The sequence below is a fragment of the Nocardioides sp. Soil777 genome (assembly GCF_001428425.1).
In the GTDB taxonomy this organism is placed as follows: Bacteria; Actinomycetota; Actinomycetes; order Propionibacteriales; family Nocardioidaceae; genus Nocardioides; species Nocardioides terrigena.
The window spans coordinates 1-14,803 of sequence record NZ_LMSN01000012.1 but is presented as its reverse complement, the minus strand read 5'-3'; the positions used below and the strand labels follow the sequence as shown (position 1 = coordinate 14,803).

Annotated in this window: 14 protein-coding genes; 9 read left to right on the top strand and 5 right to left on the bottom strand. The window is 72.4% G+C overall.

The annotated features are described in order from the left end of the window. Nucleotides 1-68 precede the first annotated feature (68 nt). Entirely contained in the window at nucleotides 69-1,178 is a 1,110-nt protein-coding gene (locus tag ASG88_RS07530; RefSeq protein ID WP_056887380.1) for a PLP-dependent cysteine synthase family protein, read from the bottom strand. Between the two features lie 25 nt (nucleotides 1,179-1,203). Here ASG88_RS07530 and ASG88_RS07525 point away from each other — a divergent pair, with 25 nt between their 5' ends. The 3 genes from ASG88_RS07525 to ASG88_RS07515 all read left to right on the top strand — a co-directional run bounded on the left by ASG88_RS07525 (nucleotide 1,204) and on the right by ASG88_RS07515 (nucleotide 4,011). After that, the gene (locus ASG88_RS07525; protein ID WP_056886819.1) at nucleotides 1,204-1,800 is read left to right on the top strand and encodes a nitroreductase family protein; all 597 of its coding nucleotides are present in this window, start codon (nucleotides 1,204-1,206) and stop codon (nucleotides 1,798-1,800) included. A gap of 115 nt (nucleotides 1,801-1,915) precedes the next feature. After that, complete coding sequence (locus ASG88_RS07520; protein ID WP_200956390.1) at nucleotides 1,916-2,989, top strand: alkene reductase; 1,074 nt, start codon at nucleotides 1,916-1,918, stop codon at nucleotides 2,987-2,989. Further along, nucleotides 2,989-4,011 (top strand): NADPH:quinone reductase, encoded by a 1,023-nt coding sequence (locus ASG88_RS07515; RefSeq protein ID WP_056886818.1) that lies wholly within the window; start codon nucleotides 2,989-2,991, stop codon nucleotides 4,009-4,011. The genes ASG88_RS07520 and ASG88_RS07515 overlap by 1 nt, the downstream gene beginning before the upstream one ends. A 5-nt stretch (nucleotides 4,012-4,016) precedes the next feature. Here ASG88_RS07515 and ASG88_RS07510 read toward each other — a convergent pair whose 3' ends face one another. The 3 genes from ASG88_RS07510 to ASG88_RS22995 form a co-directional block, all read right to left on the bottom strand. Further along, nucleotides 4,017-4,913, bottom strand: coding sequence for a protein kinase domain-containing protein (locus tag ASG88_RS07510; protein ID WP_056886817.1), 897 nt, complete (start codon nucleotides 4,911-4,913; stop codon nucleotides 4,017-4,019). Beyond that, nucleotides 4,910-6,676 (bottom strand): ABC transporter ATP-binding protein, encoded by a 1,767-nt coding sequence (locus ASG88_RS07505; protein ID WP_056886816.1) that lies wholly within the window; start codon nucleotides 6,674-6,676, stop codon nucleotides 4,910-4,912. The genes ASG88_RS07510 and ASG88_RS07505 overlap by 4 nt, the downstream gene beginning before the upstream one ends. A gap of 94 nt (nucleotides 6,677-6,770) precedes the next feature. Next, nucleotides 6,771-6,920 carry a hypothetical protein gene (locus tag ASG88_RS22995; RefSeq protein WP_157559624.1) on the bottom strand — a complete coding sequence of 50 codons (150 nt, stop codon included), beginning with the start codon at nucleotides 6,918-6,920 and terminating at the stop codon, nucleotides 6,771-6,773. A 224-nt stretch (nucleotides 6,921-7,144) separates the two neighbouring features. Between ASG88_RS22995 and ASG88_RS07500 the strand changes: the two genes are divergently transcribed. Beyond that, complete coding sequence (locus ASG88_RS07500) at nucleotides 7,145-8,503, top strand: M20/M25/M40 family metallo-hydrolase (protein ID WP_056886815.1); 1,359 nt, start codon at nucleotides 7,145-7,147, stop codon at nucleotides 8,501-8,503. Continuing rightward, a complete protein-coding gene (locus ASG88_RS07495; protein WP_056886814.1) occupies nucleotides 8,500-9,948 on the top strand; it encodes an MFS transporter in 1,449 nt (482 codons plus the stop codon). The genes ASG88_RS07500 and ASG88_RS07495 overlap by 4 nt, the downstream gene beginning before the upstream one ends. On the opposite strand, the gene ASG88_RS07490 is transcribed toward ASG88_RS07495, so the two are convergent. After that, nucleotides 9,935-10,570 (bottom strand): maleylpyruvate isomerase family mycothiol-dependent enzyme, encoded by a 636-nt coding sequence (locus tag ASG88_RS07490; protein ID WP_056886813.1) that lies wholly within the window; start codon nucleotides 10,568-10,570, stop codon nucleotides 9,935-9,937. The two genes, ASG88_RS07495 and ASG88_RS07490, sit on opposite strands and share 14 nt — an antisense overlap. Nucleotides 10,571-10,652: 82 nt before the next feature. Between ASG88_RS07490 and ASG88_RS07485 the strand changes: the two genes are divergently transcribed. From ASG88_RS07485 to ASG88_RS07470, 4 genes are all read left to right on the top strand, one after another. Further along, nucleotides 10,653-11,429 (top strand): isocitrate lyase/PEP mutase family protein, encoded by a 777-nt coding sequence (locus ASG88_RS07485; protein ID WP_056886812.1) that lies wholly within the window; start codon nucleotides 10,653-10,655, stop codon nucleotides 11,427-11,429. Nucleotides 11,430-11,588: 159 nt separating this feature from the next. Further along, on the top strand, nucleotides 11,589-12,608 hold the full coding sequence (locus tag ASG88_RS07480) for an ABC transporter ATP-binding protein (RefSeq protein WP_056886811.1): 1,020 nt from the start codon (nucleotides 11,589-11,591) through the stop codon (nucleotides 12,606-12,608). Beyond that, a complete protein-coding gene (locus tag ASG88_RS07475) occupies nucleotides 12,605-13,414 on the top strand; it encodes an ABC transporter permease (RefSeq protein WP_082600087.1) in 810 nt (269 codons plus the stop codon). The genes ASG88_RS07480 and ASG88_RS07475 overlap by 4 nt, the downstream gene beginning before the upstream one ends. Nucleotides 13,415-13,752: 338 nt before the next feature. Beyond that, the gene (locus ASG88_RS07470; RefSeq protein WP_414858631.1) at nucleotides 13,753-14,787 is read left to right on the top strand and encodes an IS30 family transposase; all 1,035 of its coding nucleotides are present in this window, start codon (nucleotides 13,753-13,755) and stop codon (nucleotides 14,785-14,787) included. Nucleotides 14,788-14,803: the final 16 nt, after the last annotated feature.

Genomic DNA, 14,803 nt, shown 5'->3' with positions numbered 1-14,803 from the left:
ACACGCGCCGTGCGGGTGTCTCGGATCCCAGACCGGGACGACCCCGCCCCGGGCGGGGCCAAAAGGCCTCAGCCCGTCCACACCCCGTCGTCCCAGGCCCGGGTGAGGACCTCGAGGTACGGCGTGAGGTCCCAGCCCTGCGCCGCCACCCAGGAGTCCGAGAAGTAGGTCTCGAGGTAGCGCACGCCGTCGTCGCACAGCAGCGTGACGATCGAGCCGGCCTCCCCCGCGGCACGCATGTCGCAGGCCAGCTTGGTCGCGGCGTACAGCGCGGTGCCCGTCGACGGCCCGGCCAGCTGGCCGATACGGGCCCGCAGGAAGTGCACCGCGGCGACGGACGCCGCGTCCGGGACCTGGATCATCCGGTCGACGAGGTCGGGCAGGAACGACGGCTCGGCTCGCGGCCGGCCGATGCCCTCGATGCGCGATCCGCAGGTCGTCTCCCCGCACGTCGGGTCGCGGAAGGCGGCGAGGAAGGCCGAGTTCTCCGGGTCGACGACGCACAACCGGGTCGACAGCCCGCGGTAGCGGACGAAGCGCCCGATGGTGGCCGACGTGCCGCCGGTGCCGGCCCCCACGACCACCCAGGTCGGCTCGGGGAAGCGCTCCATCGAGAGCTGGTCGAAGATCGACTCGGCGATGTTGTTGTTGCCGCGCCAGTCGGTCGCCCGCTCGGCGTAGGTGAACTGGTCGAGGTAGTGCCCGCCGGACTCGTCGGCGAGCCCGCGCGCGACGTCGTACACCGAGGCGGGGTCGTCGACCAGCACGCACCGCCCCCCCTCGCGCTCGATCAGCGCGATCTTGGACGGCGAGGTGGTGCGCGCCATCACGGCGGTGAACGGCAGGCCCAGCAGGTGCGCGAAGAACGCCTCGCTCACCGCCGTCGAGCCCGACGACGCCTCGACGACGTGGGTGCCCTCCTGGATCAGCCCGCTGCACAGGCCGTAGAGGAACAGCGAGCGCGCCAGCCGGTGCTTGAGCGATCCGGTCGGGTGCGTCGACTCGTCCTTGAGGTAGAGGTCGACGTCGTCGAACGCCGGCATCCGCACCGCGTGCAGGTGCGTGTCGGCCGAGCGCTGCTGGTCGGCCTTGAGCCGCCGGATCGCCTCGACGACCCACGGTCGCTCGGCGTGGCCGGACTGGTCGACCTCGACGAGCGGTACGACTCCCTCTCCCATGGACGGAGCGTGCCACAGTCGGCGCATGGAGTTCCAAGACGTCGTACGACGACGCCGCATGGTGCGCCGGTACGCCGACCGCCCGGTGGCGCCCGAGGCCCTCGACCGGCTGCTCGCCAACGCCACCCGCGGGCCCAGCGCCGGCTTCAGCCAGGGCTACGCCTTCCTCGTGCTCGACACCCCCGAGGACGTCGCCCGCTTCTGGGCCGCCACCGGCGCAGACCCCGAGACCAGCAACGGGTGGCTCGACGGCATGCGCACCGCCCCGGTCGTGATCGTCCCGCTCGCCCACAAGGACGCCTACCTCGACCGCTACGCCGAGCCCGACAAGGGCTGGACCGACCGCGACGAGGCCCGCTGGCCGGTCCCCTACTGGCACGTGGACACCGGGATGGCGGCCCTGCTGATCCTCCAGACCGCGGTCGACGAGGGCCTCGGCGCCTGCTTCTTCGGCATCCCCGGGGAGCACGTGGCGGGCTTCCGCGAGGCGTTCGGGATCCCGGACGACCACATCCCGATCGGCGCGATCACCGTCGGCCACCGCACCGACTCAACGGGCCCGCGCGGCTCCGCGGCCCGGCGCGAGCGGCGTACGGACGTGGTGCACCGCGGCCGCTGGTGACCACCGGCGCGGACACCCGCAGGGAGGAGTCCCGGGTCACACGCGGGAATCATGCGGCGCCCCGACCCCTTGGACCCAGTGAACGGTCAACGAGTCCACGACGAGAGGTCCCCACGTGTCCCAGGCATTCGAACCGATCATGGTCGGCAGCTGGAAGCTGCCCCAGCGCTTCGTGATGGCGCCCCTGACGCGCAACCGCGCGAAGGGCACCGTCCCCGGTGAGCTCAACGCCGAGTACTACGGCCAGCGCGCCGGTGCCGGGCTGATCATCACCGAGGGCTCGCAGCCCAGCGCGGTCGGCCAGGGCTACCTCGACACCCCCGGCTTCCACACCCCCGAGCAGCTCGCCGGCTGGAGCAAGGTCGCCGAGGCCGTGCACGCCGGCGGCGGTCACCTCGTCGCCCAGCTGATGCACGTCGGTCGCGTCGCGCACCCGGACAACAAGGGCGGCCTCGAGTCCGTCGCGCCGAGCGCCCTGCCCGCCGACGGGAAGATGGTCACCGCCGACGGCCAGGTCGACATGCCGACCCCCCGCGCGCTGGAGACCGACGAGATCCCCTCGGTCGTCCAGGAGTTCGTCACCGCCGCCCGCAACGCGGTCGACGCCGGCCTCGACGGCGTCGAGGTGCACGCGGCCAACGGCTACCTGATCCACCAGTTCCTGGGGCAGTCCTCCAACACCCGCACCGACGGGTACGGCGGCTCCCCCGAGGCGCACGCCCGCTTCGCGATCGAGGTGACCCGGGCCGTCGCCGAGGAGATCGGCGGCGACCGCGTCGGCATCCGCATCTCCCCCGCCCACAACATCCAGGGCGTGCTCGAGGAGGACGAGGCCTTCACCCGGGCGACGTACGAGACGCTGATCGACGGCATCAAGGACCTCGACCTGGCCTACCTCAGCATCCTCGCCGACCCGCGCAGCGAGATCGTCGCCGACCTGCGCGCCCGCTTCGGTGGTCCGGTGATGCTCAACTCCGGCTTCGGGTCGGTCACCGACATCGAGGACGTCGAGTCGATCATCGACGAGGACCTCGGCGACCTGGTCGCCGTCGGCCGCGAGTTCCTGGCCAACCCCGACCTCGCCGAGCGCTGGCGCACCGGGGCGGAGCTCAACGAGCCCGACCAGGCGACGTTCTACGGTGGCGGCGCGGCGGGCTACACCGACTACCCGACGCTGGGCGCGCGCTGATGCGCGCCGTCGTCTACACCGAGAGCGGCGACTGCTCGGTCCTCGAGCTCGTCGAGCGTGAGGCCGCGGAGCCCGGCCCGGGCGAGGTCCGGGTGCGGATCGTGCGCGCCGGGGTCAACCCGACGGACTGGAAGTTCCGCGCCGGCGGCATGGGCGAGCTGGCCTTCCCCGAGATCGTCCCCGGCCAGGACGGCGCCGGCGTCATCGACGCGGTCGGCCCCGACGTCACCGACCTCGCGGTCGGCGACCGGGTCTGGACGATGCTCGCCCAGCACACCCGGCCCGGTGGCACGGCGCAGGAGCAGGTCGTGCTGCCCGTCGGCCACGTCACCGTCCTGCCCGACTCCGCGTCGTACGACGTGGGCGCGGCGCTCGGCGTCCCGGCCGTCACCGCGCACCGCGCTCTGACCACCTCCGAGGACGGTCCGGACCGGCTGGTCCCCGGCGCCCTGGGCGGGCAGACGGTGCTGGTCGCGGGCGGCGCCGGCGCGGTCGGCAACGCGGCCATCCAGCTCGCCCGGTGGGCGGGCGCGACGGTGATCAGCACCGTGAGCAGCCCCGCCAAGGCCGCCCTGGCCACGGCCGCGGGGGCGCACCACACGGTCGACTACCGCGAGGTGGACGTCGTCGAGGCGGTCCGCGCGATCGCCCCGGGTGGCGTCGACATCGTCGTCGAGGTGGCTCCGGCCCAGAACCTGCGCCTCGACGTGCAGGTCATCCGGCCCCGCGGCACGATCGCGATCTACGCCAACAACGGTGGCGACGAGGTCAGCCTGAGCGTGCGCGAGACGTTCTCCACCAACGCGCGCTTCCAGTGGGTGCTGCTCTACACGGTCGGCCACGACGCGCTGCGGGCGGCTGCCGAGGACATCACGGCCGCGCTGGTCGACGGCGCCTTCGGCGTCGGCGAGGAGCACGGGCTGCCGGTGCACCACTTCCCGCTCGAGCAGACCGCCGCGGCGCACGCCGCGGTCGAGGACGGCGCCGTCGGCAAGGTGCTCCTGGACGTCACCGCCGACTGACGCGGTCAGCCGAACGGCGGCGGGTCGTCGACCAGGCCCACCAGCACGGCACGTACGTCGACCAGGCGCGGCCGTGCTGCTGGGTCCAGGTCGACGCACGCCGCCAGCAGGTCGCGCACCTCGGGCGGTACGACGTCGAGGCCGCCGGGCACCGTCGGCATCCGGCGGTGGACCAGCGGCCACCGGCGGCCGGTGTCCCACGTCGCCTCGTCGCCGTACGGCACGTCGTCCGTGAAGGCCTCGATGAGGGTGACCCCCAGTCCCCAGACGTCGGTCGCGGCCGTGAGGTCGCGGCCGCGTGCCTGCTCGGGCGCGAGGTAGCCGCGGGTGCCGGCCCCCGCCCGGCCGGGCCCGGGCCGACCCGCGAGGCTGAGGTCGATGAGGACAGCTCTCCCGTGGTCGACGACCACGTTGGCGGGCTTGACGTCGAGGTGCAGCCAGTCGTGGTGGTGCAGGTGGCCGAGCACCGACGTGAGCTGGAGGCCGAGCTCCGCGACGTCGGCCAGGTCGAGGGTGCCGTCCTCGATGACCGCGGCGAGGGTGGCACCCCGCAGGGTCTCCAGGACCACGGCCGGCGGGTCCTCGTGGACGGCGTAGCCGCGCACGAGGTGCGGGTGCGCGAGCGTGGTGACGACCTCCCCCTCGCGGAGCAGCGCCTCGCGGACGGCCGGCTCCGCGCGCCGCTCGGCGCGCGCCACCTTGACCACGACCCGGGTCCGGCGCTCCTCGTCCCACGCGTCCCAGGTGTCGAGGCGCCGGCCGTGGGACAGCAGAGCGACGGGCCGCAGCCCGTCGGGCATGCCGGCCGCGAGCGCGGCGGTCCCGGCGGTGTGTCCGGCGAGGTGTCCGGCAGTGGGTCCGGCGCCGGGACGGACACGGCGGCGGCTCAACGACGGGCTCATGCGGTGGCTCCCCGGAGGTCGTGGGCGTGCTGGGCGGCGAGGTCATCGAGGTCGATGACGCGGTCGACGTGCTCGAGCACGACCGGGTCGTGGGTCATCACGATGACGGTGCGGTCGCGGGCGCCGCGGGTGAGGGCGCCGAGCAGGCGGCGGCTGGAGTCGGCGTCGAGGCCGGTCGTGGGCTCGTCGAGGAGCAGCACCCGGCTGTCGAGCAGCAGGGCCCGGGCCAGGGCGATCCGTTGCCGCTGGCCACCGGAGAGGCTGCGCCCGCGCTGGCCGATCCGGGTGTCGTAGCCCTGTGGCAGCCGCTCGACGAAGGCGTGCGCGTCGGCCTGCATCGCGGCCAGCCGCACCTCGCTCAGCGAGGCGTCGGGCCGCACGAAGGCGATGTTGTCGCGGACGCTGGCGTCCAGCATCAGCTGCTCCTGCAGGACGGTCGCGACGGCGAGCCGCACCGACCGGGCGGTGTGGTCCGCGACGTCGTGCGCGTCGATCTCGACGGTGCCGTGGTCGGGGTCGACCTGCCGGGCGAGCAGCCGGGCGACGGTCGACTTGCCGGAGCCGCTGGCCCCGACGATCGCGACCCGCTCCCCGGCGGCGACCTCGAGGTCGAGACCGGCCAGCGCCGGCGTGCGGGCCCCGGGATAGGTGTAGGTCACCCCGCGCAGGGCGACGGCCCCGGCGCCGACCGGGAGCGCGGTGGCGCCCGGCCGGTCGTGGGCGGCCGGTTCGTCGAGCAGCTCGACGATCCGCTCGACCCCGGCGGTCGCGGAGAACAGGCTCGGCACCAGGTCGGTGAGCTCGCGGACGGGTCCGTAGCACTGCATGAGCAGGGTGAGGAAGGCCAGCAGGCCGCCCAGGGTGAGGCGGTCGGTGGCCAGCGACCACACGCCGAGGCCGATGACGAGGAGCACGCCGATCAGCTCGGCGAGGTCGACCAGGGGCAGGAAGAACGCCCGCACCCGGCTGCCGGCGAGCTCGGCGCCGGCGATGGCGCGGTTCTGCCGGTGGTAGTCGGCGACCGCCTGCTCCTCGCGGCCGAAGGCCTGCACGAGCGCGGCGTTGGAGAGGCTCTCCTCGGTGAGGCTGCCCAGCGATCCGCCCCGTCGGCGGCGCTCGCGCGACACGTCGCGGGTGAAGTCGGCGAAGCGCCTCGACACCCACCAGAAGACGGGCACGACGACCATCGAGGCCAGCGCCAGCTCCCACTGCAGCCAGAAGAGCGCGCCGACGAAGAAGACCAGCTTGAGCGCCGCCCCCACGCCTCCGGCAAGCTGGCCGACCATGAAGGACTCGACGGCGGCGACGTCGGAGGTCAGTCGGGTCAGCACGTCACCGAGCCGACGCCGGTCGTGGGTGACGGCGGGCAGGGAGAGCACGTGCGCGAAGGAGTCGCGTCGCAGGCCGACGAGGAACTTCTGCGAGATCCAGGTGGAGAGGTAGTCGTCGGCGCCCGACACGACCCCGCTCAGCAGGTTGAGACCGACGTACGCGAGGGCGAGCCACAGCAGCGGCCCGACGTCGGCGGGGACGAGCACGTCGTCCACCAGCCGCTGGAAGAGCAGCACCTCGGCGACCGAGATCGCGGGCGCCGCGGCCAGGAGGAGCATCCCGAGGAGCAGCCAGCCCCGCAGCGGGCGCAGCCGCGGCCAGAAGCGGCGTACGACGTCCGTCACGGTCAGCGAGCCGGCGGCGGCCACGATCGGCGCCTCGTCGACGGCCGGACGCAGCGATGCGACCAGGCGCTGCCAGGTGCGACGCATGGAAGACTCCTTCCTCGGGCGAGAGCCCGGACGGGTGGGTGGCTCCTGCGATGAGCCACCCACCCGTTCCAGGTCGTGCGTGAGCTGCGTGCCGTCAGTTGGTGCGGCTGCGCGAACGGCTGCGGTTGCGGTTCCGACGACGACGCCTCCGGCGGCGGCGCCGACGACGGTCGTCACTGGTGTCGTCCATCCGACGGGCCTGCACGGCCGGTCGCAGGGACGTGAAGATGCTCGAGCGAGCCATGGCACGTTCCTCTCTCTTGGTGGTGGGTCCGTCCCCCCTTGCGGGGACGAGCACGACTCTGGAGGGCGGCGATGAAGCGTCCGTGAGGCCGCGATGAGAGGTCCCTCATCAGATGAGAACAGGTCCTTCACGCTGCGTAGTTGGGGACGAAGTGGTCGCTGGTCCGGCGGTCCGACCGACCAGATCGTCCCCAACTACCCGGCGTGCGGACTAGGTTGCGGCCCATGGCAGCCACCACGTCCGCGACCGACCTCGACCGCGTCGTCGGCAAGCTCCAGGCCCTGGTCCGGATCCCGACGGTCTCCGACCGGGACCCGGCCCGCGTCGACACCGACGCCTTCGACCGGCTGCTCGCCGAGCTCGAGGCGCAGTTCCCCCGGGTGCACGCCGGGCTGGAGCTGACCCGGGTCGGCACGCACGGGCTGCTGTTCCGCTGGCCGGGCGCCAGCGACGCGAGGCCGGTCGTGCTCATGGCCCATCTCGACGTCGTACCGATCGACGCGGACGCGCCCTGGCAGCACCCGCCCTTCGGCGCCGAGATCGCGGACTCCCCCACCGGGCCGGCGATCTGGGGCCGCGGCACCCTCGACGACAAGGGCTGCGTGGTCGGGATCTGCGAGGCCGTCGAGCTGCTCCTCGAGGCCGGCCACGTGCCCGCCCAGGACGTCTGGCTGTCCTTCGGCTGCGACGAGGAGGTGAGCGGTACGGCGGCGCGCGCGGCCGTCGACCACCTGCGGGCCGCGGGGGTCCGGCCGTGGTTCGTGGTCGACGAGGGCGGTGCGATCGCGCACGAGGCGTTCCCCGGGGTGAAGCCGCCGCTCGGCGTCATCGGGGTCACCGAGAAGGGCACCACCAGCGTCGAGCTGGTCGCCGAGGGACGGGGCGGCCACGCGTCGACCCCGGCCCGCAACGGCCCGACGGCCCGCATCGCGCGCGCCATCCTGCGGGTGGAGAAGTCGCCCTTCCCGGCCTCGGCACCGGCCCCGACGCTGGAGCTGATGCGTCGGATCGCCCCGCACGTGCCGCTCCCCCTGCGCCCGCTGCTCTCCCGCGCGGACCGGATCGCCCCCGCCGTCACCCGCGCGCTGCTCGCCGCCGGGCCGGAGGCGGCGGCGATGACCCGCACCACCGTCGCGGCCACCACGCTGTCGGGCAGCCCCGCGCTCAACGTGATCGCCTCGACTGCCAAGGCGGGGCTCAACGTGCGGGTGATGGTCGGCGACACCGTCGCCGGCGTCGTCGACCACCTGCGCGCGGCGATCAAGGACGACAGCATCCGCATCGACGTCGTCGAGTCCGGCGAGCCGAGCCCGGTGTCCCCGATGGACGACGCGTTCCGGCTGATCGAGTCGTGCATCGGCGAGGTGTTCGCCGACGCCGTGCCCACGCCGTACGTGATGATGGCCGCCACCGACTCGCGGCACTTCACCGAGATCTGCGAGCGGGCCTACCGCTTCGCACCGTTCCGGATGACCAAGGCGCAGCGCCAGGCCATCCACTCCTACGACGAGCACCTCGGGGTCTCGGCGCTCGTCGACGGGGTCCGCTGGTACCGCACGCTCATCGAGAGGCTCCCCGCATGACCACCACCTCGTCGTCGGAGGCCCCGGGCACCCGCCAGGTCGCACCGCACCTCGTCCGGATCGTCGGCTTCCTGGTCGCCGTGGAGATCGCCAGCGGGATCCTGCAGGGCTACTACACGCCGATCTTCAGCGACATCGCCGTCCACCTGGGGATCCAGGACGCCGACGTCAACTGGTTCGAGGCGGCGCAGCTGATCGTGTCGGCGCTGTGCGTGCCGTTGCTCGCCCGCCTCGGCGACCTGTGGGGCCACCGCAACGTGCTGCTCCTCTCGACCGCGATCACCGCGCTCGGCTCGTGGGTCCTGGCCTTCGCGCCGGGCTTCACGACGTTCCTCATCGGCTGGGCGATCCAGGGTGCGTACGTCGTGTGGCTGCCGCTCGAGGTCGCGATCATCCACCGCCGTACGGCGAACACCGGACGGCAGGCGCTGCTGACCCGGCGGTCGGCCGCGGTCCTCGTCGGCGCGCTCGAGCTGGCCGTGATCATCGGCGCGCTGACCTCCGGTGCGCTGGTCGAGTCGACGTCCATGACGGTGCTGCTGATGCTGCCCGCGATCGTCGTCACGATCTGCTTCGTGGTGATCTGGTTCGGCATCGAGGACGTGCCCGGCCGGGCCACCGGCGGGATCGACTGGATCGGCTTCACCCTCATCACCGGCGTCCTGGCCGTGCTGATGGCAGGCCTGATCGTGATCCGCCTCGAAGGTCCGTCCTCGTTCCTCGCCTGGTTGCTCATCGTCACCGGGCTCGTGCTGCTCGTCCCCTTCGTGAAGGCCGAGCGCCGGATCGAGGAGCCCCTGATCGACGTGGACCTGATGGCCACCCGCGCCCAGTGGCCGGTGCAGCTGACCGCGTTCCTCTTCGGCATGTCCGTGCTCGGCGCGCAGATCCCGCTGTCCACCTTCGCGCGCACCGACCCCGAGGTCGCGGGATACGGCCTCGGCGCCGACGCGGCCTTCGTGTCGACGCTGATCGGTGTGTACGTCGTGAGCCTCGCGGTCGGCGCCTTCACCCTGCCGCTCACCTCACGGTTGCTCACCGCCCGCCGGGCACTCATCGCCTCGTCGCTGCTCGTGGCGGCGGGCTACGCGCTGTGGATCCCGTTCCACGACACGACCACGCAGGCGCTCGTCAACATGGCCGTCGCCGGCATCGGGTCGGGCGCCCTCGTGGCCGCACTGCCGGCCGCCGCTGCCGCCGCCGCGCCCGCGGACCGCACCGGCTTCGCCACCGGGATGACCAACGCGACCAAGACCGTCGGCGGGGCCATCGCGTCGTCGATCTTCGCGATCGCCCTGGCCTCGACGGGCTCGATCGACGGACCCGAGACCGGGCAGGCCCCGCTCGCGGGCTACCTCACGGTCTGGGCCGTCTGCTCGGTGGCCGCGCTGCTCGCGGCGCTCGCGCTGGTCGCCGTACCGAAGTCCTCCTTCACCGACCACTGAGCCGCGCGGCGAGGATCGCGGCCCCGGGACCCGTCAGGTCGTCGAGCGCCACGGTGCGACCGGAGGCCACCAGCAGCAGCGACAACGCCGGGCCCCGGACCTCGGCGCCCTCCCCGAGACCGAGCCCCGCGTCGGTGGCGACGAGACGCAGGCCGGCGACGTGCTGCTTCGCACCACCGAGGCCCACCCAGGTGTGCGCCTGGTAGGCGAGGGCCCGCAGCACCGCCTCCTGCGGATAGCTCCTGCTCAGGCCGAGGGGGCGGCGGATGTCCTCGCCGTGCGCGACCTCCTCGACGAGCCGGCTGTCGAGCGGAGCCCCGGGACCCTTCGTCAGCGAGGCCACCTCCCGCAGCCGGTCGAGCGTCTCGGCGGGGGTCGCACCCCGGTCCTCGGCGACGGCCATGGCGTTCATCCGGTCGAAGTCGAAGCGGGCGCGCACCATCGCGACCACGATCCCGACCGGCGATGCGGACCGCGCGTTGCCGACCAGGTGGGCCGCCACGTCGTGCACGGTCCATCCCTCGCACAGGGACGGCTGCTCCCACTGCTCGTCGGTCAGCCCGGCCAGGTCCTCGATCAGCGCCGCCCGCTCGGCATGCACCAGCGTCCACACGTCCGTCATGCCGACAGTCTGGCGGAGGCCACCGACATGAGGATCGACACCGCAGGGGAACAGATTCGTCGCGGCATGGTTGAGGACTGTCATGACGACATCCGCTCGCGCCACCGACCTGCTCGCCCTCCACCAGGCCCCGGAGCTCCTCACCGTGGTCAACGTCTGGGACGCCATCACCGCCAAGACGGTCGCCGACGTGCCCGGCACGAAGGCCCTCGCGACCGCCAGCCACTCGATCGCCGCGACGCTCGGCTATCCCGACGGGGAGAAGATCCCGGTCGAGGAGATGATCGACATGTGCCGCCGCATCGTCGAGGCGACGGACCTGCCGGTCAGCGCCGACCTCGAGGGCGGGTACGGCGACGCCGCGGACACGATCCGCCGCGCGATCGGCGTCGGCGTCGTGGGCGCCAACCTCGAGGACCAGATGAAGCCGCTCGCCGAGGCCGTCGCGCAGGTGGAGGCCGTGATGGCCGCGGCCGCCGCGGAGGGCGTGCCGGACTTCGTGCTCAACGCCCGGACCGACGCCTTCCACCTCGGCCGCGACCGCGACCGCGGCGAGGTGCTGGCCGACGCGGTCGAGCGCGGCAGGGCCTACCTCGACGCCGGCGCCCCCGTCGTCTTCGTGCCCGCGATCCTCACCGAGGACGAGATCGTCACCCTGGTCGACGCGTTCGGCCCGCAGCGCCTGACCACCATCGCGATCCCCGGCACGCCGTCCCTGGCCCGCCAGCAGGAGCTCGGCGTCGCCCGCGTCTCGCACGGCCCGCTCTCGCAGAACGTCGCGCTCACCGCGCTGCAGGAGCTGACCGAGGAGGTCCAGCGCGGCGGCGGCGTCCCGAAGTCGATGCGCATCCTCAACTGAGGTCCCTGCCGTCGCCCTCCCCGGGGTAGTACCGGACGTTCGCGTGGCCGTCCTCGGCGTGTCGCCACCCGAAGGTCCGGTACTACCCCGGCAGGCAGGTCCGACAGCTCCCCCCGATAGCGGACAGGACCTGACCGCCAGGCCTCCTAGCGTGGCGGCATGACCACACACCGCACCGGTCCGGCGATCCGGACGCAGGCACTCACCAAGACGTTCACGCGTCACAAGCAGACGGTCGAGGCTGTCCGCGGGCTCGACCTCGAGGTGGCCGACGGGGAGCTGGTCGCGTTCCTCGGACCCAACGGCGCCGGCAAGTCCACGACGCTGCGCATGCTGACCACGCTCGTCGCGCCGACGTCGGGCACGGCCGAGGTCGCCGGGTACGACGTCGTGCGCGAGCAGCGCGCCGTACGCCGCTCGATCGGGTACGTCGGGCAGGGCAACGCCGCCGGGCACCAGCAGCGCGGGCGGGACGAGATCGTCAGCCAGGCCCGCTCGCACGGGCTGTCCCGAACCGTCGCACGGGAGCGCGCGGAGGAGCTGCTCGCGGCCTTCGACCTCACCGAGCACGCCGGACGCCCGGTCTCGACCCTCTCCGGCGGCCAGCGCCGCCGCCTCGACGTGGCGATCGGTCTGGTCCACCGGCCGCGGCTGATGTTCCTCGACGAGCCGTCCACCGGGCTCGACCCGCAGAACCGCGTCAACCTGCAGGAGCAGGTGCAGCGCCTCAACCGTGAGCTCGGCACCACGATCCTGCTGACCACGCACTACCTCGAGGAGGCCGACGCCATCGCCGACCGTGTGGTGGTGATCGACCACGGCGAGGTCATCGCCGACGACAGCGCGACCCGCCTCAAGGCGGGTCTGGGCGACCTCGTCTCCCTCGGCTTCGCCACCCCGGACGACGCCGCCGCTGCGGCCGCCCGGGCGGGCCGGATCGACGGCGCCTCCGTCGACGTCTCCGGCCCGGACGTCACCATCCGCGTCGCCCACGGCCGCGACCTGGCCGCGGGGCTGGTCACCGAGCTGGCGGCGCACGACACACCCGTACGCCGCATCGAGGTCGCCAGCGCGACCCTCGACGACGTCTTCCTCCACCTCACGGGGCGCAGCCTGCGCGAGAGCAACGAGACCACCGAGCAGGCCGGGCCGGCCGACACCGAAGGAGCAGCCGCATGAGCGCCACCGACGTCGCCCGCACCGAGGTGCGCGGCATGACCTACGACGACACCCAGGACCCGGGCTTCGTCGCCCACACCTGGAACGTCATGACCCGTGAGCTCAAGCCGATGCTGCGCGAGCCGGCGTCGGTGCTCTTCGCGATGGTCCAGCCGCTGGTCTTCCTGGCGCTCTTCGCCCCGCTGCTCCCGGACGTCGGGTCGGGCTCGGCGTTGCAGTGGTTCGTGCCCGGGATCATCGCCATGACGGCCCTGATGGGCGCCTCGATGACCGGCTCCAACCTGACCCTGGAGATCAACAGCGGCTCGCATGAGCGGCTGCTCGTGTCCCCGTTGAGCCGCTCGTCGTTGCTCGTCGGCCGGGCCCTCAAGGAGGTCGTGCCGATGCTGGCGCAGGCGGTGCTCATCATCGCCGTGGTCACGCCGTTCAGCTTCGAGCTGCACCTCGGCGGCACCCTGCTCGGGCTGGTGATCCTGTCGCTCTTCAGCGTCGGGGTCGGTGCACTGTCCTTCGCCCTGGCCATCGTCTCGGAGGGCCAGGACTGGCTGTTCTGGACGGTGCAGCAGACGCTGATCTTCCCGATCCTGCTGCTCGCCGGCGTGCTGCTGCCGGTCGACGAGTCGGCACCTGGCTGGCTGCGCTTCCTCTCCGACCTCAACCCGCTGGCCTACATCATCGACGCGGAGCGTGCGCTGTTCGCGGGGTCCTTCCCCGTCGACACGGTCGCGTACGGCGCGCTGGCCGCGATCGGGGTCGCCGCCGTCGGGCTCGTCGTGGGGCTGCGGACGATGCGCCGCTCCAGCTGAGCGACGTACGCGGGGGTAGTCCGTGACGATCGGACCCCGGAGATCGCGGCGGGTTCTAGGAAGTGATGCAACACCTCACTGTTTGAGGAGTTGTTGTCATGGGTCGTCCGAAGCATCCACGTGAGTTCGATCGCCGGTTCTGGGNCGGCGGGTTCTAGGAAGTGATGCAACACCTCACTGTTTGAGGAGTTGTTGTCATGGGTCGTCCGAAGCATCCACGTGAGTTCGATCGCCGGTTCTGGGACGGGATCCGTGCTGGCCTCCTGACCGAGGATGCGGCCCTGGGTGCCGGCATGTCCTCGACCTGGGGCAAGCGACGGTTCCGCAAGGCTGGCGGGGTGAATCCCTTTCGTCCCGCACCCCCGACCGGTCGGTATCTGTCCTGGTCCGAACGCGAAGAGATCGCGGCACTGGACCACGCCGGCTGCGGGGTCCGTGAGATCGCCCGCCAGGTGGGTCGCGATCCCTCGACGATCAGCCGCGAACTCGACCGCGGAGCCACCCATCGTGGGTACCGGGCGTCGGTCGGTCAGAGCAAGGCCGACCTGGCCCGGACCGCACCGCGGGCGGCGAAGCTGGCCACGAACCTGCGGTTACGCAAGGAGGTCCAGGACCGACTCGCCGGCAGGGACAGTCCCGAACAGATCGCTGGCAGACTCAAGATCGACTTCCCCGACGAGCCGGAGATGCGCGTGTCGCCCGAGACCATCTACCAATCGTTGTACGTCCAGGCCCGGGGTGGTCTGAAACGGGAGCTGACCACGTATCTGCGCACCGGACGATCGATGCGCAAGCCGCGACGACGAGGCGCAGAGCGACGCGGCCGGATCCCCAACATGGTGATGATCAGCGAGCGTCCACCCGAGGTCGAGGACCGCGCCGTGCCCGGACACTGGGAGGGCGACCTGATCCTCGGGTCCACCGAGTCGGGATCCGCGGTCGGCACCTTGGTCGAACGCACCACCGGGTTCGTGATGTTGCTGCACCTGCCCGAGAACCACGGCGCCCTCGCCGTCCAGGAAGCGCTGTTGGCCAAGATGGCGACCCTGCCCGATCAGCTGCGGTTGTCGTTGACCTRGGACCAGGGCAAAGAGATGGCCAACCACGTCCAGATTGCCGACGCCACCGGCCTGGACATCTACTTCTGCGACCCCCACTCACCCTGGCAGCGGGGGTCGAACGAGAACACCAACGGACTGCTGCGCCAGTACCTGCCCAAGGGCACCGACCTGGGCTTCTACGGACCCGGACTGCTCGACAACATCGCCGCCGAGCTCAACGCCCGACCACGCAAACGCCACGGCTTCCAGACCCCGGCCGAAGTCCTGGACCAACTACTGTCCAAAGACACACACGAAGACGGTGTTGCGTGACTGCCTAGATTCCGCC